At 66.2% G+C, this 19,600-nt stretch carries 22 protein-coding genes and 1 tRNA gene; 5 read left to right on the top strand and 18 right to left on the bottom strand.

Features of this window, described 5'->3' with window-relative positions; translation table 11 throughout:
* Positions 1-27 precede the first annotated feature (27 nt).
* Positions 28-630 carry a 4'-phosphopantetheinyl transferase superfamily protein gene (locus Q0Q36_RS14785; RefSeq protein ID WP_293798958.1) on the top strand — a complete coding sequence of 201 codons (603 nt, stop codon included), beginning with the start codon at positions 28-30 and terminating at the stop codon, positions 628-630.
* 10 nt (positions 631-640) lie between these two features.
* Here Q0Q36_RS14785 and Q0Q36_RS14780 read toward each other — a convergent pair whose 3' ends face one another.
* The 7 genes from Q0Q36_RS14780 to pheS all read right to left on the bottom strand — a co-directional run bounded on the left by Q0Q36_RS14780 (position 641) and on the right by pheS (position 9,108).
* The gene (locus Q0Q36_RS14780; RefSeq protein ID WP_293798957.1) at positions 641-1,381 is read right to left on the bottom strand and encodes a TerC family protein; all 741 of its coding nucleotides are present in this window, start codon (positions 1,379-1,381) and stop codon (positions 641-643) included.
* A gap of 27 nt (positions 1,382-1,408) precedes the next feature.
* Entirely contained in the window at positions 1,409-2,113 is a 705-nt protein-coding gene (locus tag Q0Q36_RS14775) for a TerC family protein (protein WP_293798956.1), read from the bottom strand.
* A 30-nt stretch (positions 2,114-2,143) separates the two neighbouring features.
* Positions 2,144-3,235, bottom strand: coding sequence for a tartrate dehydrogenase (locus Q0Q36_RS14770; protein WP_293798955.1), 1,092 nt, complete (start codon positions 3,233-3,235; stop codon positions 2,144-2,146).
* Positions 3,232-4,134: an alpha/beta hydrolase gene (locus tag Q0Q36_RS14765; protein WP_293798954.1), complete on the bottom strand. Its 903-nt coding sequence runs from the start codon at positions 4,132-4,134 to the stop codon at positions 3,232-3,234. The genes Q0Q36_RS14770 and Q0Q36_RS14765 overlap by 4 nt, the downstream gene beginning before the upstream one ends.
* A 231-nt stretch (positions 4,135-4,365) precedes the next feature.
* Positions 4,366-6,789 (bottom strand): phenylalanine--tRNA ligase subunit beta, encoded by a 2,424-nt coding sequence (gene pheT / locus Q0Q36_RS14760; protein WP_293798952.1) that lies wholly within the window; start codon positions 6,787-6,789, stop codon positions 4,366-4,368.
* A 26-nt stretch (positions 6,790-6,815) separates the two neighbouring features.
* Entirely contained in the window at positions 6,816-7,997 is a 1,182-nt protein-coding gene (locus tag Q0Q36_RS14755; RefSeq protein WP_293798951.1) for a ceramide glucosyltransferase, read from the bottom strand.
* A 28-nt stretch (positions 7,998-8,025) separates the two neighbouring features.
* Positions 8,026-9,108 carry a phenylalanine--tRNA ligase subunit alpha gene (pheS, locus tag Q0Q36_RS14750; protein WP_293798950.1) on the bottom strand — a complete coding sequence of 361 codons (1,083 nt, stop codon included), beginning with the start codon at positions 9,106-9,108 and terminating at the stop codon, positions 8,026-8,028.
* A 96-nt stretch (positions 9,109-9,204) separates the two neighbouring features.
* Here pheS and Q0Q36_RS14745 point away from each other — a divergent pair, with 96 nt between their 5' ends.
* The gene (locus Q0Q36_RS14745) at positions 9,205-9,966 is read left to right on the top strand and encodes a TIGR00730 family Rossman fold protein (RefSeq protein ID WP_293798949.1); all 762 of its coding nucleotides are present in this window, start codon (positions 9,205-9,207) and stop codon (positions 9,964-9,966) included.
* Between the two features lie 185 nt (positions 9,967-10,151).
* Here Q0Q36_RS14745 and rplT read toward each other — a convergent pair whose 3' ends face one another.
* Both rplT and rpmI read right to left on the bottom strand, forming a co-directional pair.
* Entirely contained in the window at positions 10,152-10,526 is a 375-nt protein-coding gene (gene rplT / locus Q0Q36_RS14740) for a 50S ribosomal protein L20 (RefSeq protein ID WP_047575636.1), read from the bottom strand.
* Between the two features lie 28 nt (positions 10,527-10,554).
* Positions 10,555-10,755 carry a 50S ribosomal protein L35 gene (gene rpmI, locus Q0Q36_RS14735; RefSeq protein WP_047575639.1) on the bottom strand — a complete coding sequence of 67 codons (201 nt, stop codon included), beginning with the start codon at positions 10,753-10,755 and terminating at the stop codon, positions 10,555-10,557.
* A 269-nt stretch (positions 10,756-11,024) separates the two neighbouring features.
* On the opposite strand from rpmI, the gene Q0Q36_RS14730 reads away from it, so the two are divergent.
* The gene (locus Q0Q36_RS14730) at positions 11,025-12,047 is read left to right on the top strand and encodes an amino acid ABC transporter substrate-binding protein (RefSeq protein WP_293798946.1); all 1,023 of its coding nucleotides are present in this window, start codon (positions 11,025-11,027) and stop codon (positions 12,045-12,047) included.
* Positions 12,048-12,101: 54 nt separating this feature from the next.
* Here Q0Q36_RS14730 and Q0Q36_RS14725 read toward each other — a convergent pair whose 3' ends face one another.
* Positions 12,102-13,310, bottom strand: coding sequence for an MFS transporter (locus Q0Q36_RS14725; RefSeq protein WP_293798945.1), 1,209 nt, complete (start codon positions 13,308-13,310; stop codon positions 12,102-12,104).
* Positions 13,311-13,416: 106 nt separating this feature from the next.
* On the opposite strand from Q0Q36_RS14725, the gene Q0Q36_RS14720 reads away from it, so the two are divergent.
* Positions 13,417-14,013, top strand: coding sequence for a TetR/AcrR family transcriptional regulator (locus tag Q0Q36_RS14720; RefSeq protein ID WP_293798971.1), 597 nt, complete (start codon positions 13,417-13,419; stop codon positions 14,011-14,013).
* Positions 14,014-14,073: 60 nt separating this feature from the next.
* Here the strand turns inward: Q0Q36_RS14720 and infC are convergent, their stop codons facing one another.
* A complete protein-coding gene (gene infC, locus Q0Q36_RS14715) occupies positions 14,074-14,616 on the bottom strand; it encodes a translation initiation factor IF-3 (RefSeq protein ID WP_047575650.1) in 543 nt (180 codons plus the stop codon).
* Positions 14,617-14,729: 113 nt separating this feature from the next.
* Positions 14,730-15,947 carry a glycosyltransferase family 4 protein gene (locus Q0Q36_RS14710; RefSeq protein WP_293798944.1) on the bottom strand — a complete coding sequence of 406 codons (1,218 nt, stop codon included), beginning with the start codon at positions 15,945-15,947 and terminating at the stop codon, positions 14,730-14,732.
* Between the two features lie 107 nt (positions 15,948-16,054).
* On the opposite strand from Q0Q36_RS14710, the gene Q0Q36_RS14705 reads away from it, so the two are divergent.
* Entirely contained in the window at positions 16,055-16,831 is a 777-nt protein-coding gene (locus Q0Q36_RS14705) for an alpha/beta hydrolase (protein WP_293798943.1), read from the top strand.
* An 18-nt stretch (positions 16,832-16,849) separates the two neighbouring features.
* Here Q0Q36_RS14705 and Q0Q36_RS14700 read toward each other — a convergent pair whose 3' ends face one another.
* The 6 genes from Q0Q36_RS14700 to Q0Q36_RS14675 all read right to left on the bottom strand — a co-directional run bounded on the left by Q0Q36_RS14700 (position 16,850) and on the right by Q0Q36_RS14675 (position 19,586).
* Positions 16,850-17,116: a DUF1150 domain-containing protein gene (locus tag Q0Q36_RS14700; RefSeq protein ID WP_293798942.1), complete on the bottom strand. Its 267-nt coding sequence runs from the start codon at positions 17,114-17,116 to the stop codon at positions 16,850-16,852.
* Between the two features lie 112 nt (positions 17,117-17,228).
* A complete protein-coding gene (locus tag Q0Q36_RS14695; protein ID WP_047579573.1) occupies positions 17,229-17,657 on the bottom strand; it encodes an Hsp20 family protein in 429 nt (142 codons plus the stop codon).
* Between the two features lie 184 nt (positions 17,658-17,841).
* Positions 17,842-17,918, bottom strand: a tRNA-His gene (locus tag Q0Q36_RS14690).
* 149 nt (positions 17,919-18,067) lie between these two features.
* Complete coding sequence (locus Q0Q36_RS14685) at positions 18,068-18,940, bottom strand: phasin family protein (RefSeq protein WP_293798941.1); 873 nt, start codon at positions 18,938-18,940, stop codon at positions 18,068-18,070.
* A gap of 99 nt (positions 18,941-19,039) precedes the next feature.
* A complete protein-coding gene (locus Q0Q36_RS14680) occupies positions 19,040-19,435 on the bottom strand; it encodes a phasin (RefSeq protein WP_293798940.1) in 396 nt (131 codons plus the stop codon).
* Positions 19,413-19,586, bottom strand: a complete 174-nt coding sequence (locus Q0Q36_RS14675; protein ID WP_293798939.1) for a hypothetical protein — start codon at positions 19,584-19,586, stop codon at positions 19,413-19,415. The genes Q0Q36_RS14680 and Q0Q36_RS14675 overlap by 23 nt, the downstream gene beginning before the upstream one ends.
* Between the last annotated feature and the right edge of the window lie 14 nt (positions 19,587-19,600).

Raw genomic sequence — 19,600 nt, 5'->3', positions numbered from 1 at the left:
CATGGGCAGGAGCGCTAGAGATCGCCCATGCACTGGTCTGACGACGCCGATGCCCTTGCCCCTGCCCTGCCCGCGATCTGGCTGGTCCGGACGGATGCCGATCCGCGCAACCTGACGGAGCGCTCTGCGCTACGGCGCGACACCGCGCGGCGAGTTCTGGCGCAGCAACTCGGCTGCCATCGGAACGAGATCGTCATCGACCATGATCCCGCCGGCCAGCCGTTCCTCGCCCGGCCTGAGCAGCTCCATCTGTCGCTGGCAACGCGGGCCGGTATCGTCGCGGTCGGCCTGGCGCGGCATCCGTTGGGCGTGGACGTGGAACGCGTCGATATGGAGGGAGCGCCCCCGCTCGACCTGCTGCATCCGGACGAGCGCCGCTTCCTGGAGGCAACGGCATCTCCTGCACGCCCGTTCGCCTTCGCCCGCCTCTGGGCCGCCAAGGAAGCCTATGTGAAGGCGCTCGGCACCGGCTTCACCCGGCCGCCCGAGAGCTTCTGCGTGACGCTGCTATCGGAGACGCGGTTCGGTGTCCTCGACCCGCTGCACGGCACGGAAGCACGGGGCGATCTGCGCCTCATGAAAAACGGCGGCCAGGATGTCCTGGCCGCCGCAGCGATCATTCTTGCGTGAAGCCTGAGGCTCAGCCCGGCTGACCGGCCGGCTTCTTTTTCAGGACGTAGCCGACGATACAGACAAAGGCCGCGCCGATCACCGCCGCCGTGTAGTGCGGTACATTGGCCGGGCCGATGCCGAGCGGGCTGACATCGGTCGGAACCGGCACCACCCAGGTCGACCAGTTCGCCTGCAGCCAGCGCAGCACCGCGATATCGCCGAGGATCATCTCGGCCGCGATCCAGCCGAGCAGCGCGGCGCCGAGCCAGACCAAGATCGGGAAGCGCTCGATGATCGAGGTCAGGAGCTGAGCGCCCATGATGATCAGCGGGATCGAGAGCAGCAGGCCGAAGATGAAGAGTTCGGCATGGCCACGCGAGGCGGCGGCGATGGCGATGACGTTGTCGAGGCTCATCACCGCGTCGGCGATGGCAATGGTCCTGACCGCCTTCCAGAGGCTGTCGCTGGCCTCGATATTGCCATGGGCCTCCTCCTCGCCGACGGCGAGCTTGATCGCGATCCAGAACAGCAGGACGCCGCCGATCACCTTCAGATAGGGCACGCCGAGCAGATAGGTCACGACCAGCGCGAAGATGATGCGCAGGCCGACCGCGGCGCTGGCGCCCAGCCAGATGCCGATCTTCTTGCGGTTCTCCGGCAGCGACCGGCAGGCGAGCGCGATGACGATCGCGTTGTCGCCCGACAGCAGCAGGTCGATCCAGATGATCTGCAGCAGCGAGATCCAGAAGGTGGAGGAGGAAAAATCCATCGTTGTTCTTGCCCTTTGGTCGGGTGGTCAGTGCGCCGGATCGGGCCGGCGCGCCTTGATGAAGTAGCCGAGACCGACCACGAGCAGGGCGCCCAGGATGGCAGCCGGATACTCGAGCTTATGCAGCAGCTCCTCGCCGAAGCGGGCGATCAGCCAGGGATCGCTCTCGAACATCTCGCCGGCGACCCAGCCGAGCAGCGCCGCACCGGCCCAGACCAGGATGGGGAAGCGCGTCAGCAGGTTGGTGATCAGCGAGGCGCCGAGCACGATCAGCGGGATCGAGATGATCAGGCCGGCGACCAGCAAGGGAATCGAATCCTTGGCGACCGCGGCGATGGCGAGCACGTTGTCGAGGCTCATGACGATGTCGGCAATCGCGACCGTCTGCACCGCTTTCCAGAGCTTGCTGCTGGCCGTAATCGAATCCTCGTCCTGCCCCTCGTCCTCGACGATCAGCTTGACTGCGATCCAGATCAGCAGACCGGCGCCGATGATGCGCAGGAAGGGCGTGTTGAGCAGCGAGGCGATCAGCACCGTGAAGACCACGCGCAGCACGACCGCAACACCGGCGCCGAGTGCGATGCCCTTGGTCCGCTGCGCCGGCGCCAGCGCGCGGCAAGCCAGCGCGATGACGACGGCATTGTCGCCGGACAACACGATGTTGAGCAGGATGATCTCGGCCAGCTTGCCCCAGACAAGCGGGTCGACGAAGGAGACCGACGACAAATCCATTTCTTCAAATCCTTGCAGTCAAATTCCTGCTCAAAGCGACTGTTCGACCGCCTTGCCGGCGGCTTCCGTGCCGAGCGTGCCGCCGAGATCGCGGGTGCGGGTGCGAGCATCGCCCAGAGCGCGCTCGATCGCGGCCTCAATGCCCTTGGCGGCCTCGTGCTCGCCGAGATGGTCGAGCATCATCGCCCCCGACCAGATCATGCCGACGGGATTGGCGATGCCCTGGCCCGCGATATCCGGCGCCGAGCCATGGACCGGCTCGAACAACGAAGGATGATCGCCGGTCGGGTTGATGTTGCCGGAGGGTGCGATGCCGATCGTGCCGGTGCAGGCCGGGCCTAGATCGGAGAGGATGTCACCGAAAAGGTTGGAGGCGACGACCACGTCGAAACGATCCGGATTCAGCACGAAATGCGCGGTCAGGATATCGATATGGTACTGGTCGACCGTGACGCCCGGATAGTTCTTCGCCATCTCCTTCACCCGCTCGTCCCAGTAGGGCATGGTGATCGAGATGCCGTTCGACTTGGTGGCCGAGGTCAGCTTCTTGCGTGGGCGGCGCTGAGCCAGCTCGAAAGCGTATTTCAGCACGCGGTCGACGCCGACGCGGCTCATCACCGTCTCCTGGATGACGATCTCGCGCTCGGTGCCGGCATACATGCGCCCGCCGACCGAGGAATATTCGCCCTCGGTGTTCTCGCGCACGACGAAGAAGTCGATATCGCCGGGCTTGCGGTTGGCGAGCGGACCGGGCACGCCCGGCATCAGGCGCACCGGGCGCAGGTTGACGTATTGGTCGAACTCGCGCCGGAACAGCAGCAGCGAGCCCCAGAGCGAGATATGGTCCGGTACCTGCTGGGGCATGCCGACGGCGCCGAAATAGATCGCGTCATGGCCGCCGATGGTCTCCTTCCAATCGTCAGGCAGCATCTTGCCGTGCTTGGCGTAGTAGTCGCAGGAGGAAAAATCGAACTCGTCGAGGCGCAGCTCGAAGCCGTATTTCTTCGAGGCCGCCGCGAGCACGCGCAGGCCCTCGGGCATGACTTCCTTGCCGATACCGTCACCCGGAATGACGGCGATCCGATAGACGCGGTTGGTCCCGCTGGTGGTTGTCCCGCTCATGCGGCTTCTCCGAAAAAGGCTTCGAATTCCGCGGCAACGAGATCGGGGACCTCTTCCGCGAGGTAGTGGCCGCCCGGCAGGGCGCGGCCGCGCACATCCTGCGCACGCTCGCGCCACAAGGCCAGAGGGTCGAAGCATTTGCCGATGATGCCGCGCTCGCCCCAAAGGGCCAGCAGCGGCATGGCGAGCTTCCGGCTGCCATCGGCATCGTCATGGGCGATGTCGATCGTCGCGGCGGCGCGATAATCCTCGCAGCTCGCATGGATCATTGCGGGATCGCGGAAGCAGCGCAGATATTCGGCAAGTGCCTCCGGCTCGAACAGGCGCATGTCCGAGGCGCGCCGGCTCGTCCAGTAGAACTCCGGATCGCTCTCGATCATGCGCTCCGGCATCGGTGCCGGCTGGATCAGGAAGAACCAGTGCCAGTATCCACGGGCGAAGGCGTCGGTCGTGTCGCGATACATCTCGCGCGTCGGCGCGATGTCGAGGGTGGCGAGCTTCAGGACGCGCTCGCCATGGTCGAGCGCCAGCCTGTGTGCCACGCGGGCGCCGCGATCATGCGAGCCGACGAGGAAGTGCTCATGCCCGAGTGCGGTCATCACCTCGGCCATGTCCCGCGCCATCGCGCGCTTGGAGTACGGCGCATGTTCGGCATCGCTCGGCGGCTTTTCGGAATCGCCGTAGCCACGCAGGTCCGGGCAGATCAGGGTGAAACGCTGCGCTAGCCGGGGCGCGACCCGGCGCCACATCACATGCGTCTGCGGATAGCCGTGGAGCAGCAGCAGCGGCGGCCCCTCCCCGCCCACGCGGACGCGAATCCGTGTGCCCGATGTCTGGACGTCGAGCAGGCGAAAGCCAGGGAACAGATTGTCCGTGACGGGACGTTCGGTGAGGATCATAGGACCGCAGCGATGCAAGAATACGTCAGCGCTTACCCCGAAAGCTCAGGGATTTCGCGCACGGATTATTACATAATCTCGATCAATGGTGCGGGGCGGCGACGGCACCGCACTGGGCAGGGCCAAGCCGTCATGCTCGCCTTTGTGGCGAGCCTCCACGTCTTGAACACCGCCTTCGCCAAGAGAGGGCGGGTATGGTCGGGACGAGCCCGACCCTGACGACGAACGGTATCAGCCGCGCAGCGTCGCACCGTAGCGCTTGCCGATCTCGGCGACGATCTTGCTGCCGACGGCCTCGATCTCGGCCTCGGTCAACGTCTTCTCGGTCGGCTGGAGCGTGACCGCCAGAGCCACCGACTTCTTGCCGGCCTCGACGCCCGCGCCCTCGTAGAGATCGAAGACGCCGACATTGGCGATCAGCGCGCGGTCCGTACCCTGCGCCGTCTTGACCATGTCGCCGGCCGCCACCGCCTTGTCGACGATGAAGGCGAAGTCGCGCGTCACCGGCTGGAAGTCGGAAAGGGCCAGCTTCGGCTTGACCTTGGTCGGCTTGGCCTTGGGCAGCGGCAGCGCGTCGAGATGAATCTCGAAGGCGACCAGCGGGCCCTTCACGTCGAGCGCCTTGAGGATCTTCGGGTGGACCTCGCCGAAGGCGCCGATCACGCCCTTGGGGCCGAACTGGAGCGTGGCCGAGCGCCCGGGATGGGCCCAGGCCGGGCCGCCCGCGACGATCTGGAGACCGCCGGTCGGGATGCCGAGCCCTGAGAGCAGGCCGAGCACGTCGGCCTTGGCGTCGAAGAGGTCGACATTCTTCGCGCCGCCATCCCAGTGGCGGCCGGTGCCGTCGAGGCGGGCGGTGCCGCGGCGGAGGCCGGTCGCGGCGATGAGCTGGCCTTCCGGCTCGTCGCTCTTGAAGACCTGGCCGACCTCGAACAGCGCGACATCCGGGAAGCCGCGATCGGCATTGCTCTGCGCGGCGCGGATCAGCCCCGGCAGCAGCGACGGCCGCATGTCCGAGAGATCGGCCGCGATCGGGTTGGCGAGCGCGAGCTTGGGCGAGCCGCCGCCGAAGAGCTTGGCCTGATCGTGCGAGATGAAGGACCAGGTCACGGCCTCGACGAGGCCGCGCGCCGCGAGCGTGCGCTTGGCAATGCGGGTCCGCTTCTGCAGTACGGTGAGGACCGGCTTGACGACCTCGCCCTTGATGCGCGGCAGCGGCGTCGAGGCGACACGATCGAGACTGGCTATACGGACGATCTCCTCGACGAGATCAGCCTTGCCGCCGACATCGGCGCGCCAGGACGGCGGAGCGACCGTGACGCGGTCGCCATCCCCCGAGACCTCGAAGCCGAGCGAGACGAGAGCCGCCTGCATCTCGGCCTGCGGCAGCTCGAGCCCGGTCAGGCGCTTGACCTCGGACCAGGGGAAGTCGATCGCGGCGGGGCTGGCGGGCAGTTCGCCGACGAATTCCATCTCGGAGGCTTCGCCGCCGCAGAGTTCGATCACCAGCGCGGTGGCGAGATCGAGGCCGGGGCGCGCGAAATCGGGATCGACGCCGCGCTCGAAGCGATAGCGCGCATCGGAATTGATGCCGAGCGCGCGGCCCGAGCGAGCGACGTTCAGCGGGTCCCAGAGCGCGCTTTCGATCAGCACGTCGGTGGTCGTCTCGCTTGAGCCCGAGGCCTCGCCGCCCATGATGCCGGCGAGCGACTCGACGCCATGCTCGTCCGCGATCACGACCTGCTCATCGGTCAGCGTGTAGGTCTTGCCGTCGAGGGCGAGGATCGTCTCGCCGGCCCTGGCGCGACGGACGGTGACATTGCCCTTCACCTTGGCGGCGTCGAAGACGTGCAGCGGCCGGTTGCGGTCGAGCGTCATGAAATTGGTGATGTCGACCAGGGCGTTGATTGGGCGCAGGCCCACGGCGCGCAGGCGGGCCTGCAGCCAGTCCGGCGACGGACCGTTCTTGACGCCACGCACGAGGCGCAACGCGAAGGCCGGGCAGAGTTTCTTGTCGCCCTCGGTGAAGTCCAGCTTCACCTTGACCGGACACGGGAAGGAGCCGGGGATCGGCTGGACGGCTGAGCTCTTCAGCTTGCCGAGGCCAGCGGCGGCGAGATCGCGGGCGATGCCGGCGACACCGAGCGCATCGGCCCGGTTCGGCGTCACCGCGATCTCGATCACGGCGTCGTCGAGCCCGGCATAGGGAGCATAAGGCTGACCGACGGGCGCATCGGCCGGCAGTTCGATGATGCCGTCGTGATCGTCGGACAATTCAAGCTCGGCTTCCGAGACCAGCATGCCGTTCGATTCGACGCCGCGGATCACGCCCTTGCCGAGCGTGACCTTCTTGCCGGGGATGTAGCTGCCCGGCGGTGAGAACACGCCCTTCATGCCGGTGCGGGCGTTCGGCGCGCCGCAGACGACCTGCACGGGCTCGCCCGCGCCGGTATCGACCATGCAGACACGCAAGCGATCCGCGTTCGGATGCTGCTTCGCCTCGATGACATAGGCGATGGTGAAGGCCGAGAGCGCGGCGGCGCGATCCTCGATCGCCTCGACCTCCAGGCCGACGCGGGTCAGGGTTTCGGCGATCTCCGCAACGGAGGCGTCGGTGTCGAGGTGCTCTTTGAGCCAGGAGATCGTGAATTTCATCGGGCTATCGGGTCAGTATCTTCGGATCAGTCGGAAATTTTGGTGCTGGCCGCCGACAAGGTCGGGGCCGCATCGTTGAGCTTGTTGGCGCCGTCTGTGCGGATCTTCATGGCGTTGCCGCGCCAGCTCACCTCGCCGCCGACGAAGGCATAGGCCCAGATGCCGGGGAAGGCGATGTCGCGCGCCAGCATCGCGAAAGGCGAACGCCAGCTCAGGAACCAGCCGACGCTCGCGGACAGCACGGTATCGCCGGCATACCACACCAGCAGCACGAGGAGCGGTGCGAGCCAGGCCGACAGGCCGAGAGCCGACGCGCCGAATGCGGCCAGAACGGCCGCAAGGAACGGTGTGGAGAGGATTTCCAGTGCGAAGAAGGGCAGGAAGGTCACGCGCCGCAGCCGCGCCCAGCGGAACTGGCGCTGCACGACGTCCCTCAGTCGGCGCCGGCCAAGCGGCTGCTCGAAGGGCTGGCCTACGAGATGGACCTGCCGGCCGGTATTGCGCACCAGCTTGGTCGAGGCCGCATCCTCGGCGATCTCGGCACCGAGCGCAGCAATGCCGCCGTTCGCGTCGAGGAAGGGCTTGTTCCAGAGCATCGACTTGCCCTGCGCGAAGCCGAGGCCCAGCGCCTCGCCGACATATTGCCAGCGCGCCTGGAAAGCGTTGAGGAAGGCACATTCGACCTCGGCGCCGAAGCATAGCGGCCGAGAGCCGGCCGGCGTCGAGCAGACGAGGCCAGTCGTGGGCTGCCAGGCGGCCAGCATGCGCTGGATATAGTCCCTGGGCATCAGCACGTTGGAATCGGCGAGGATGACCCAGTCGGTCGAAGCAGCCTCCCAGCCGCGCACGCAGTTGTTGAGCTTGGGATTGGCGCTGACCGGCACGTCGCCGACAATCAGGCGGACCTTCTCGGTGCCGTAGATGCCGATCAACTCCTCGATCAGCGGGATGATCGGATCATGCGCGTCGGCGACGCAGAAGATCGTGCTGTAGCGGGGATAGTCCAGCTCCAGCCCCGAAACCGCCGTCTCGCGGCTGAAAGCCTCGATGCCGCGCACCGGGCGGACGATGGTGACCGGCGGCAAGGTGTCGAGCAGAGCCGAGCGCTGCAAGGGCCGGCGCAGCCGCCAGAGCGCGATGGCCTGGCTCGCCAGGTTCATCACGACCAGCAGCACGGCGATCGTCGCCGCCCAGCCCGCAGGCGTCATCGCGCTCTCCCCTGCCCGGTCGATGCCGTCATGAGGAGAGGCCGCCCGTCAGCGTCGGCAGGTCGAGCGGGCGGAAGCCGTAATGCGCGAGCCAGCGCACATCCGCCTCGAAGAACGGGCGCAGGTCCGGCATGCCGTATTTCAGCATGGCGATGCGGTCGATGCCCATGCCCCAGGCGAAGCCCTGATAGACTTCCGGGTCGAGCCCGCAATTGCGCAGCACGTTCGGGTGGACCATGCCGCAGCCGAGGATCTCCAGCCAATCGTCGCCCTCGCCGAAGCGGATTTCGCCGCCCTTGCGCGAGCACTGGATGTCGACCTCCATCGAGGGCTCGGTGAAGGGGAAGAAGGACGGGCGGAAGCGCATCTTCACGTCGTCGATCTCGAAGAACGACTTGCAGAACTCTTCGAGGATCCACTTGAGGTGGCCGAGATTGGCGGACTTGTCGATGACGAGCCCCTCGACCTGATGGAACATCGGGGTATGAGTCTGGTCGGAATCGTTGCGATAGGTCCGGCCTGGGCAGATCACGCGGATCGGCGGCTGCTGCGCCAGCATGGTGCGCACCTGGACCGGCGAGGTGTGGGTGCGCAGGAGCTTGCGCTCGCCATTCTCGTCCGGCGCGAAGAAGAAGGTGTCGTGCATCTCGCGGGCGGGGTGGCCGACCGGGAAGTTCAGCTTGGTGAAGTTGAGATCGTCGGTCTCGACATCCGGCCCTTCGGCAATCGCGAAGCCCATATCGCCGAAGATCGCGGTGATCTCGTCGATGACCTGGCTGATCGGATGGATGCGGCCGCGCGCCTCCGGGCCGTCCTGCACCGGCAGCGACACGTCGACGCGCTCGGAGGCGAGCCGGGCTTCGAGAGCCGCCTCGCCCAGCGCCTCCTTGCGAGCCGCGATCGCGCCCTGCACGCGGTCGCGCAGGCCGTTGATCTGCGGGCCCTTCTCCTTGCGCTCGTCCGGCGTCATGCCACCCAAGGTCTTGAGCAGCGCCGAGATCGAGCCGGACTTGCCGAGGGCGCCGATGCGCACATCCTCGACGGCAGCTTCATCGGCGGCGGAATCGATCGCGGCGAGGACGTCGCGTTCCAGGGTGGCGATATCGGTCATGAACAGGTCGCAAGCATCTGAAGGCGTGGGAACGGGCGCGTTCTAGCGGGAACGGCCGGGTTATGCCAGAGCGAAGCGACGAGAGAGGAGAATGCCTTGCCCGACAATACCCGCCAGAAGGAATCGCCGTCCTATCGGCTCGCCGCGCTCGACCCCGATTTCATCCTCGGCGATTCGACCCGCGGCGTCCGCTTCATGCTGGAATACCAGAAGGCCGAGGACAACTTGAGGGCACGCGGCGTGGTTTCGACCGTCGTCGTCTTCGGCTCGGCGCGGGTGCGCGAGGGCAATCCCTGGTACGAGGCCGCCCGCGCTTTCGGTCGCATCGCCTCCGAACGCGGCGGCGCGCTGCGCGACGGCGAGGCCGGCCGCTATCACGTCATCGCCACCGGCGGCGGGCCGGGCATCATGGAAGCCGCCAATCGCGGCGCGACCGAAGCCGGCGCGATCTCGATCGGCTTCAACATCACCCTGCCGCACGAGCAGGAGCCGAACGCCTGGTCGACGCCGGACCTGACCTTCCTGTTCCACTATTTTGCGATGCGGAAAATGCATCTGGCGATGCGCGCCGCGGCGCTCGTGGTCTTCCCCGGCGGCTTCGGCACGCTCGACGAATTGTTCGAGATCATGACGCTGGTCCAGACCGGCAAGATGGGCCCGGTGCCGATCGTGCTCTACGATTCTGCCTACTGGAAGGGCCTGCTCAACCTCGACCAGATGGCCGCCGCAGGCTTCATCCGGCCGGATGACCTCAAGCTGTTCGCCTACGCGGATTCGCCGGAAGAGGCCTATGACCGGATCGTCGAAGGCGCCGGCGAAGGCTGGAACCCGCCGAAGAATGGCAGCGTGCAGACGTAGTCATGCGTGGCATCGTCATGGTCGGGCTTGTCCCGACCATCCACGTCTTCGCTGGTCGAAGGTCGCGTTCAAGACGTGGATGCTCGCCACAAGGGCGAGCATGACGGTAGAGCCCAAAGAAAAAGGCCGGCGTCACCGCCGGCCTTTTCCAATTCAGCACTGCAAGGCTGCTCAGGCAGCGGTTGTTACGCAGCCTTGGCCTCGGCGCCCAGCACGCCCTTGACCGTCTCGACAACCGCAGCGAACGAGGCTGCATCGTCGATGGCCATGGCCGACAGGGTCTTGCGGTCCAGCTCGATGCCCGACTTGATCAGGCCACCGATGAAGACCGAATAGGTCAGGCCGTGCTCGCGAACCGCAGCGTTGAGACGCTGGATCCAGAGAGCGCGGAACGAGCGCTTCTTGTTCTTGCGGTCGCGATAGGCGTACTGCATCGAGCGATCGACGGCCGCCTTGGCGGCGCGGATCGTATTCTTGCGGCGGCCATAGAAGCCCTTGGCGGCCTTGAACGTCTTCTTGTGCTTGGCGTGGGCGGTAACGCCCCGTTTCACGCGAGCCATGTCATGATCTCCGGAATGTCAGGTGGCGTCAGCCGTTGGGGAGGAAGAACTTCTTCACGTTGGCAGCATCGCCCTCGAAGAGGGTCGTGGTGCCGCGGTGATTGCGGATCTGCTTGTTGGTCCGCTTGATCATCCCGTGACGCTTGCCGGCCTGGGCGTAGAGCACCTTGCCGGTACCGGTGATCTTGAACCGCTTTTTAGCGGCCGATTTGGTCTTGATCTTGGGCATTTCAGCTCCTCAATGGTCGAGGCTCCGCGTCTTTCGAGCGCGTTGCCAATGTCTTGCTTTCAGGAAGCAAAGCACGACCGCCACGGCAGCCCTTATCAGCCGGGCGATCGAAGGCCGGCCCTATCGCAGAAAACGGCCGCTATTGCAAGTGCGAAGCCGGCAATCCGCCGTGGGATTGCCCGGAAAAGCCGCAGCCGCTTATCCCCTTCCTTCAAACGCTTGTCACGCCGTATGGTCAACAGGCGCGTACCGCACCTGGAGAACACCCCGTGAAGAAGCTTCTCACCCTTGCCGCAGGCCTCGTCCTGACGGCCGCCGCCTCGGCGCCGGCGCTTGCTCAATCGACGCTCGACAAGATCAAGGCCCGCGGCAACATCATCTGCGGCACCAGCGAGGGCGTTCCCGGCTTCTCGCTGCAGGACAAGAACGGAACCTGGGTCGGCTTCGACACCGATGTCTGCCGCGCGCTGGCCGCGGCGATCTTCAACGACCCGAACAAGGCGACCTATCTCTCGCTGTCGAGCAAGAACCGCCTGGTCGCGCTGCAGTCCGGCGAGATCGACGTGCTCGCGCGCACGACCACCTGGTCGCTCGGCCGCGATATCGGCCAGGGCGTCACCTTCACCGCGATCAACTATTATGACGGCCAGGGCTTCATCGTCCGCAAGAAGCTCGGCGTGAAGAGCGTCAAGGACCTCAACGGCGCCTCGGTCTGCGTGGCGCAGGGCACCACCACCGAGCTCAACCTCGCCGATTACGGCCGCACCAACGGCATCAAGTTCGAGACCGTCGCCTTCGCGACGCTGGAGGACACGGTACAGGCCTATGAGGCCGGGCGCTGCGACGCCTACACCACCGACCTTTCGGCGCTCGCCGGCACGCGGGGCCGCCTGAAGGACCCGGAAGAGCATATGCTGCTGCAGGAGGTCATCTCCAAGGAGCCGCTCGGCCCCTGGGTCCGCAAGAACGACCCGACCTGGTTCGACCTCGTCCGCTGGACCGTGATCGCCACGATCAATGCCGAGGAGCTCGGCGTGACGCAGGCCAATGTCGAGGAACTCGCCAAGACCTCGCAGAATCCCGAAGTTCGCCGCATGCTCGGCGCCGAGGGCAAGTTCGGCGAAGGCCTCGGCCTGACCAATGACTGGGTCGTGCGGATCATCAAGGCCGTCGGCAACTATGGCGAGAGCTTCGAGCGTCATTTTGGCCCGAAGACCAGCAATCCGCTGCCGCGCGGCGTCAACAACCTCTGGACCAAGGGCGGCCTGCAATACGGCCCGCCGATCCGCTGAGCCGAGACGGCGTTTGAAATCGGGCCGCTCCTTGCGGGGAGCGGCCTTTTTTCTTCACGCGGCTTCGCAGACCAGGGTTTCGGCTCGCGCGCCGAGTAACCGATTGTAGCCCGCGAGCACCACGAGCAGCGCCGCAGCCCCCGCGCCGACCGAGATCCAGAACCCGCTATGGGCGCCGAAGGCGTCGATCAGCACGCCAGCGGCGGAAGCTCCGGCGGCCATGCCTATGCCGATGCCGGTGATGCCCCAGGTCATGCCCTCGGTGAGCTGGCGCGGCGGCACCAGACGCTCGATCAGCCCCATGGCGATGATGATCGTCGGCGAGACCGCAGCCCCGGCCATGAAGAAGACCAGCGCCAGCGATGCGAGTCCGGTCACGGCGAGCAGCGGCAAGGTCGTCGCTGCGGCCAGCGCGATCGCCGCGAGGAACTGCGTGGCGAGCGAGGCTTTCAGCCGAAGCGTCCCGAAGACGAGACCGACGATCAGCGAACCCGCCGCATAGATGGCGAGGACGAAGCTCGCCGCAGCCTTCTGGCCCTGCACTTCTGCAAACGCGACGGCGGTGATCTCGGCCGTGCCGAAGATCGCACCGACGGCGATCATTGCGAGCACGACGACCTGGACGCCACCGACGCGAATGACTGAGGTATCAGCCTCGGCGGTACGGGTGCGCACCGGCGGCTCGGTCCGCCGCTGCGCGCAGAGCAAGGGCACGCCGACGACGAGGAAGATCAGGGCGGCCAGCGGCCCGGCCTCGGGAAACAGGCTGACGCTGAGCCCGATCGCGACGATCGGCCCTACGATGAAGATGACCTCGTCGACGACCGATTCGAAGGCGAAGGCCGTGCGCAATTGCGGGGTGTCGCGGTAGAACTCGGTCCAGCGCGCCCGGACCATGGCGCCGATGCTCGGCATCAGGCCCGCGAGCAGCGCGAAGACGAAGAGCAGCCAGCTCGGCGCGCGCGCCCAGGTCGAGAGCATCAGGCCGCCAAGCGCCAGCGCGCCTGCAGCCGCGGCCGGCATCAGGACGCGGCGCTGGCCATAGCGATCGACGAGGCGCGAGACCTGCGGCGTGATCAGGGCGCTGGCGAGCGCGAAGGTCGCGGCCACCGCGCCTGCGATCGCATATTCCCCGCGCCGCTCGGACAGCATGGTGACGATGCCGAGCCCGACCATCGAGGCCGGCAGGCGGGCGATGAAGCCCGCACCGGAAAAGGCGAAGGCGCCCGGCGCCTGGAATATCTCGCGATAGGGGTTAGGCATGACTCGAACCGAAGGAAGCGGACATACGCCGCGTATGTGAATGAATGCGTAATTGCATACGCCCCGTATGTCAATTAACATACGGGGCGTATGTGATGGGGATATGATGGCCCGCAGACTTCGTGCCGACATGATCGCGGAGACCCGCGCCAGCCTGATCGCCGCCGCTCGCGGGGCGTTCGGTGGCGTGGGCTATGCGGCAGCCTCGATGGACGAGATGACCGCGGCGGCCGGGCTGACGCGCGGCGCGCTCTATCACCATTTCGGTGACAAGAAGGGCCTGTTCGCGGCTGTGATCGACCAGATCGACGCGGAGATGACGGTGCGATTGCGCGCCGTCTCCGCCCGGGCCGAAGATCGCTGGACCGGCTTCCGCGACGAATGCGCCGCCTATCTCGCCATGGCGCTGGAACCGGAAATCCAGCGCATCATGTTGCGCGACGGCCCCGCCGTGCTCGGCGATCCCTGGAGCTGGCCGATCCAGAACGACTGCATCCGGATGATGACCCGAGGGCTGGATGAGCTCGTCGGCGAAGGGGTGCTGGCGCCGCTCGATCCAGAGGCCGTAGCGCGTCTGATCTTCGGCGCGACGCAGCATGCGGCGCAGTGGATCGCGCATGCGCCCGACCCGGAAGGGGCACTCAAGGCTGCGACCGACGCTTTCGACGCGATGCTGGACGGTTTGCTCAGCAAGACAAAATGAAAAAGGGCGCCGACGGCGCCCTTTTTCTCGATCTGCATGCGATCGCGGGTGACGCGCGCCTCAGCGCGGCGCGAGCACCATGACCATCTGGCGGCCTTCGAGCTGCCAGTCGCTCTCGACCTTGGCGATCTCGGCGGTATCGACCTTGACCCGCTCGAGCACCTTCACGCCGAGGTCCTGATGCGCCATTTCGCGGCCGCGGAAGCGCAGGGTGACCTTCACCTTGTCGCCTTCCTCGAAGAAGCCGTGCATGGCCTTCATCTTCACATCGTAGTCGTGCTTGTCGATGCCGGGGCGCAGCTTGATTTCCTTGATCTCGATGGTGCGCTGCTTCTTGCGCGCCTCCGAGGCCTTCTTCTGCTCGAGAAAGCGGAAGCGACCATAGTCAAGGATCTTGCAGACCGGCGGGACGGAGTTCGGGGCGATCTCGACGAGGTCGAGGCCGGCATCCTCGGCGAGCTTCAGCGCATCGAAGAACGAGACCACGCCACGGTTGGCGCCGGTATCGTCGATGAGCTGGACTTCGCGAACTCCGCGAATGTCGCGGTTCGAGCGGGGACCTTCTTTGGTCGGGGTCGGGGCAGCGCGGTAGGGACGACGAATGGGGGTATTCTCCTGTACTTGGCGCCTCCGCGCCGTTGTTGCAGACACATTGCACAAAGATGGGCGATGTCAATGCATGACACCGCTGCAGCAGGCATTCGCCTGCTTGCGGATCAGCGCCCCAGCAACGCGCAATAGACGTCGAGGGTTTCCGCGACCATCGCTTCGAGCGAGAAATGCCGCTCGACATGGACCCGCGCCCGCCGCGCCAGCGCGTCGCGGGCGGAGGGGCGCAGGGCCAAAACCTCGTTCAGGCTGGCCGCGAGAGCGGGAGCGTCTCCCGGAGGCACGCGCCAGCCGGTGCGCTCCGCCGGTGTGACCTGCGGCGGCGCCAGAACCGTCTCGGGCACCGCGCCGAGGTCCGAGACCACGACGGGCGTACCCATCGCCTGTGCTTCGACCGCAACGCGACCGAAGGCTTCCGGATCGGTCGAGGGCACCGCGACGACAGCGGCCGAGAGCATCGCCGCCGGCATGTCGGTGCAGTGGCCGACACGTTTCACGCGCCCCTCCAGCCCAGCCTTCGCGATCAGCGCGTCGAGCTCCTTCACGTAGCCGTCCCTGCCCTGCGCGTCGCCGGCGAGGATGAACGCCGTGTCGGCATCGCCGCCGTCACGCATGATGCGCGCGGCCTCGATCAGCACGCGCTGGCCCTTCCAGTTGGTCAGGCGGCCAGGTAGCAGCACGATGCGCTGGTGGGGCTCGACGCCCCATGCCTTGCGCAGGGCCTGCACCCGCTCCGCGCCGACGGCAGCCGGTGCGAAGGCCGAGAAATTGGTGCCGCGATTGACGACCCTGACACGGTCGCCCGCCACAGGGTGCTTCGCCTGGATCAGGCCCGCCGTATAGACGGAGTTGGCGATCACGACGTCGCCGCGCGCCATCACCGAATTATAGAGCGTCTTCACCACCGAGCGGCTGTTATAGGAGCCATGATAGGTAGTGACGAAGGGCAACTTCAGGATGCGTGCCGCGCCGAGCGCGACCCAGGCCGGGGCACGCGAGCGAGCATGGATCAGCTCGACACCCTCCTGCTTGCAGAGCCGGGCGAGCTTGCGGATGTTGAAGAGCATCGCGACCGGATTCTTCGAGGCCGCCGGAAACGGCAGCCAGACACCGCCCTTGGCCTGCAACTCGGCGACGAGGCGTCCGCCTTCGGTCGCGACCAGCGCGCGCGCGCCGGCATCGGTCAGCCCCTTGGCGATATCGACGGCTGTGCGCTCTGCCCCGCCGGCTTCCAGCTCGGGAATGATCTGCAGGATCGTCCGCCCCGCCAGCGGATGCGTTTCGGTCGAAGGCAGCGAAAGATGGGCACCCGGCTTGAAGGACATTCGCTCTCGGTCTGGAATTTCGTTAACAGGGGCGAATATGCCCCTATCGGTTGACTGCCGCAGCCTCTAATCGCCGCGGCCAGATGATTCGCCACAGGAGATTTGCCTTGGAGCGCCAGCCGCCGCAATGGCTCGAGGTCGGAAACGGCCCCTCTAAGCGCCGCCTCGCCTACCTCCTGCAGGAGGGAACCGGCGCGCCGATCGTCTGGCTTGGCGGCTTCCGTTCGGACATGCGCGCGACCAAGGCGGAGGCGCTGGCCGAGTGGGCGCGGGCCAATGGCCGGGCCTGCCTGCGCTTCGACTACGGCGGCCATGGCGAGAGCGACGGCGATTTCGGCAGCTTCACCCTGTCCGACTGGCTCGGCGACGCGCTCGCAGCGATCGAAAGCCAGTGCCGCCAGCGCCCTATCCTCGTGGGATCTTCGATGGGCGGCTGGATCGCGCTGCTCGCAGCCCGCAAGCTGTTCGGCACTCCGCTACAGCCGGCCGGGCTCGTCCTGATCGCTCCTGCCGTCGATTTCTCCGAAGAATTGATGTGGGCGCAGATGCCCGATTCGATCCGCCGGACGATCTTCGAGGAAGGCGTCTGGCAGCGCCCCTCGGAGTACTCGCCGGAACCGACGCCGATCACCCGCGCCCTGATCGAGGACGGGCGCAAGCACCTGATGTTCGGCGGCGAGATCAAGGCCGGCTGTCCCGTGCATATCCTGCAGGGCATGCGCGATCCCGACGTACCCTGGCGCCAGGCGCTCAAGCTCGTCGAGCATCTCAGCGGCGATCCCGTCGTCCTGACCTTGATCAAGGACGGCGATCACCGCCTGTCGACGCCCGAGGATATCGTGAGGCTGCAAGCGGCGGTCGCGGGAATCGCGACCGCGCCCTGACCTTGGGGGTGGCCAGCGTCAGTGGACGCTGACCATCCGCAGATCGTGCTCCCAGGCATTGGCCGTGGCCGCCTCGCGCGAATCCGTGACGAGGATCGGCGCACCGTCAGCCGAGAGCAGTGTGAAGAGCTGCAAGCCGGACTCGATCTTCGGAGCCTGCGGGAAAATCCGCATCAGCTCGTCCGAGGTCATCGACTTGACGTAGGCCACTTCGCCGGCGCCGAGCGCGGCGAATTCCGCAGGGGTCAGCGGGTTGGCCTGAATAAGGATTCTGTCCTGTTTCATCGCGCCCTCCTTCAGAGCAGTGCGAATGCGGTTCTGATACTGCGCCTTCAATTATGAACAGATGCGAAAACCGCTGGCCGCATCCTTCAAAAGCTGGGCGGGTCTCCGCCCTCTACTCTCGGCTCATGATATCGATACGCCGGATGAGCCGTTCCGGTTCCGGCCTGACCAGATCAATTGCAAGCAGGCCGTTCGACAGATCGGCGCCGAGCACCTGCATGCCGTCGGCCAGCAGGAAGCTGCGCTGGAACTGACGGGCCGCGATGCCGCGGTGCAGGAACTGGCGATTCTTGTCGTCGCTCTGGCGCCCCCGGATCGTGAGCTGGTTCTCTTCCAGCGTGATCTCGAGCTGCTCCCGAGCAAAGCCCGCGACGGCCAAGGTGATGCGCAGACGATCGGGCTCGTCCTCCGTCCGAGGCAACCGCTCGATATTGTAGGGCGGGTAACCTTCGCTCGCGCCCTTGGCGACGCGATCGAGCGCACGCTCGATATCGTCGAAGCCGAGCAGGAACGGGTGGGACAGGCTAGGCGTACGCGTCATCGATCCAGGCCCTCGAAAGGCGCCTCACAAACATCGGGACCCGCCGCCGGCAGCATCCCGCAGGCGAAAGGCGAACCCTTCCGCTTGTCCAAGATATGGCGAAGCGCGAAGGCCGCTTCAAGGGGAGCGGCATCGAGCCGGCGCATCGGATGATGGAAGGTTCCGACGATGTCCGGAAGAAGAATGGTACAGCCACCCCGGCTTGAACGGGGGACCTCTAGATCCACAATCTAGCGCTCTAACCAACTGAGCTATGGCTGCCCAAACACAGGCTTCGCGACCGGCCGCCGTGGCGGGGTCTTCAGCGGCGCGGACCCTAGTGCCGACTCTCCGCTTTTGCAACCGCGTAATTCAACTGCGGCTGCGGAAATTCGGCGCGGCCCGTGCACGCGCCGAATCCGGTACTTTGATCAGTCCTTGCGCAGGGCAGCATTGGCCGTGCGTGCCAGCTCCTTGAGGTGCTCGGCATAGGATTCGTAGCTGCGGCGCACTGCCTTGGCCTGCAGGGCGATCGCTTCCGAGGCGCTGTTGCTGCGTGCGAGCGTCTGCGCGTCGCCCAGCGTCGCCTCCAGTTCGGCACAGGCATGGTCGAGCATGCGGGCCTGCAAGGCACCGAAGGCGCGCGCCATGGTGAGCGCCTGGCTCATCGCCGTCGCCGTGACGACAGCCGCCGCCTCGGGCGGACGCGGCAAAGGCAGCGAATCGAGGGGAACAGGCTGCTGGGGCGGCGCCTTCGCGGTCAGAGCGGGAGCAGGCTCTGCGGGCTTGGTAACCGGGGCGGCAGGCGCGGCGTGAGCAGGCTGGGGCTTGGCAGTTTCGGGCTTGACGGCCGCAGGCTTTGCAATTGTGGGCTCGATCACCACAGGTTTGGCCGGCGCCAAAGCCGGCTTCGCTTCAGCGACCGCAGGCTTGGACACCGTAGCCGCAGGCTTGGCAGCCTCCGCCGCAACCTGCGGCCCCGCGACTTTCGCCACAGGCTTCTCGATCCGGATCTTGATCGGCGCCGCCTTCGTCGGAGCATTGGCAACGACGGGCTTGCTGACGGGAACCGCCTTGGCCGCTGCGGCGGGCGCAGGCGACGGCGCGGCAACCTTTGCAGGGGCGACAGGCGCGGATTTTGCGAGAGCGGACTCGGCCGCAGCGGCGGATTGCACGGCGGCCTTGGGCTTCTCAGGTTCCGTGGCGGCTGGCGGCGTCGCGGCGAGCGCCGGCGTCAGCGCCTTCACCGGGGACAGGCTGACCGGGACCTTGGACTTGGTCCGGGTCGGAGCAGGCTTGACCATGACAGCTCTCCTTCAGCGGCAAACAGCGAAGGCCGGACCGCGTGGTCCGGCCAAATCAGCAGTGAACGGCGCCTCGAAAGGCGCCGAATCAGCCAAGCCTCAGCGGCCCTTGGTCGCCTTGCTGACGGTCTCGGCGGCCTTGGTGGCAACGTCCTGCGCGGCGGTACCGAGATCCTTAATCTGGCTCTGGAGCGCGGCGACCTGCGACTTCAGGAACTCGGACTGGTGCTGCATGACCTCGGTCAGGTCCTTCGACTTCACCAGCTTCTGGGCGAAATCGAACGCGGCCGCGACGTTGTTCTCGGCATAGGAAATGGCCTTGCGGGTCGCTTCCTGGGTGTTGGCGCGAGCGCTCTCGGCCGAGCCATGGGCATTGTCCACAGCCTTGTGGGCAGCGCCCATGAAGCCGTCAAACGCCTTGCGGGCCTGCTCTACACTGCGCTCGGCGAACTCGCGCATCTCGGTGGGCACTTCATAAGGCAGCTTGCTGTTCATCAAATCCTCCTGTCGTGTGGCGATCCATCCCTAGATCATTGTGCAGTGCAATATCATTGTTGCACCGCAATGACAACAGCGTGACAATCGGCGACAGCCGCCATGTTAACGCTGTTTCGAGGAGAAGCGGGAGAGCGATCTTCGGTTCCATGGATTTGCCGCCGT

The sequence above is a fragment of the uncultured Allobosea sp. genome, from assembly GCF_945957345.1.
In the GTDB taxonomy this organism is placed as follows: Bacteria; Pseudomonadota; Alphaproteobacteria; order Rhizobiales; family Beijerinckiaceae; genus Allobosea.
This window is presented reverse-complemented; position numbering and strand designations above follow the sequence as displayed.

Excerpts from the sequence above, each read along its gene's own strand:
- rpmI (WP_047575639.1), bottom strand. The coding sequence starts at position 10,755 with ATGCCCAAGATCAAGACCAAATCGGCCGCTAAAAAGCGGTTCAAGATC.
- Q0Q36_RS14755 (WP_293798951.1), bottom strand. The coding sequence starts at position 7,997 with ATGACGCCTGCGGGCTGGGCGGCGACGATCGCCGTGCTGCTGGTCGTG.
- Q0Q36_RS14785 (WP_293798958.1), top strand. The coding sequence starts at position 28 with ATGCACTGGTCTGACGACGCCGATGCCCTTGCCCCTGCCCTGCCCGCG.
- rplT (WP_047575636.1), bottom strand. The coding sequence starts at position 10,526 with ATGGCTCGCGTGAAACGGGGCGTTACCGCCCACGCCAAGCACAAGAAG.
- Q0Q36_RS14710 (WP_293798944.1), bottom strand. The coding sequence starts at position 15,947 with ATGTCCTTCAAGCCGGGTGCCCATCTTTCGCTGCCTTCGACCGAAACG.
- pheS (WP_293798950.1), bottom strand. The coding sequence starts at position 9,108 with ATGACCGATATCGCCACCCTGGAACGCGACGTCCTCGCCGCGATCGAT.
- Q0Q36_RS14775 (WP_293798956.1), bottom strand. The coding sequence starts at position 2,113 with ATGGATTTGTCGTCGGTCTCCTTCGTCGACCCGCTTGTCTGGGGCAAG.
- Q0Q36_RS14720 (WP_293798971.1), top strand. The coding sequence starts at position 13,417 with ATGGCCCGCAGACTTCGTGCCGACATGATCGCGGAGACCCGCGCCAGC.
- Q0Q36_RS14680 (WP_293798940.1), bottom strand. The coding sequence starts at position 19,435 with ATGAACAGCAAGCTGCCTTATGAAGTGCCCACCGAGATGCGCGAGTTC.
- Q0Q36_RS14675 (WP_293798939.1), bottom strand. The coding sequence starts at position 19,586 with ATGGAACCGAAGATCGCTCTCCCGCTTCTCCTCGAAACAGCGTTAACA.
- Q0Q36_RS14685 (WP_293798941.1), bottom strand. The coding sequence starts at position 18,940 with ATGGTCAAGCCTGCTCCGACCCGGACCAAGTCCAAGGTCCCGGTCAGC.
- Q0Q36_RS14695 (WP_047579573.1), bottom strand. The coding sequence starts at position 17,657 with ATGACGCGTACGCCTAGCCTGTCCCACCCGTTCCTGCTCGGCTTCGAC.
- Q0Q36_RS14700 (WP_293798942.1), bottom strand. The coding sequence starts at position 17,116 with ATGAAACAGGACAGAATCCTTATTCAGGCCAACCCGCTGACCCCTGCG.
- Q0Q36_RS14780 (WP_293798957.1), bottom strand. The coding sequence starts at position 1,381 with ATGGATTTTTCCTCCTCCACCTTCTGGATCTCGCTGCTGCAGATCATC.
- Q0Q36_RS14770 (WP_293798955.1), bottom strand. The coding sequence starts at position 3,235 with ATGAGCGGGACAACCACCAGCGGGACCAACCGCGTCTATCGGATCGCC.
- Q0Q36_RS14725 (WP_293798945.1), bottom strand. The coding sequence starts at position 13,310 with ATGCCTAACCCCTATCGCGAGATATTCCAGGCGCCGGGCGCCTTCGCC.
- Q0Q36_RS14765 (WP_293798954.1), bottom strand. The coding sequence starts at position 4,134 with ATGATCCTCACCGAACGTCCCGTCACGGACAATCTGTTCCCTGGCTTT.
- pheT (WP_293798952.1), bottom strand. The coding sequence starts at position 6,789 with ATGAAATTCACGATCTCCTGGCTCAAAGAGCACCTCGACACCGACGCC.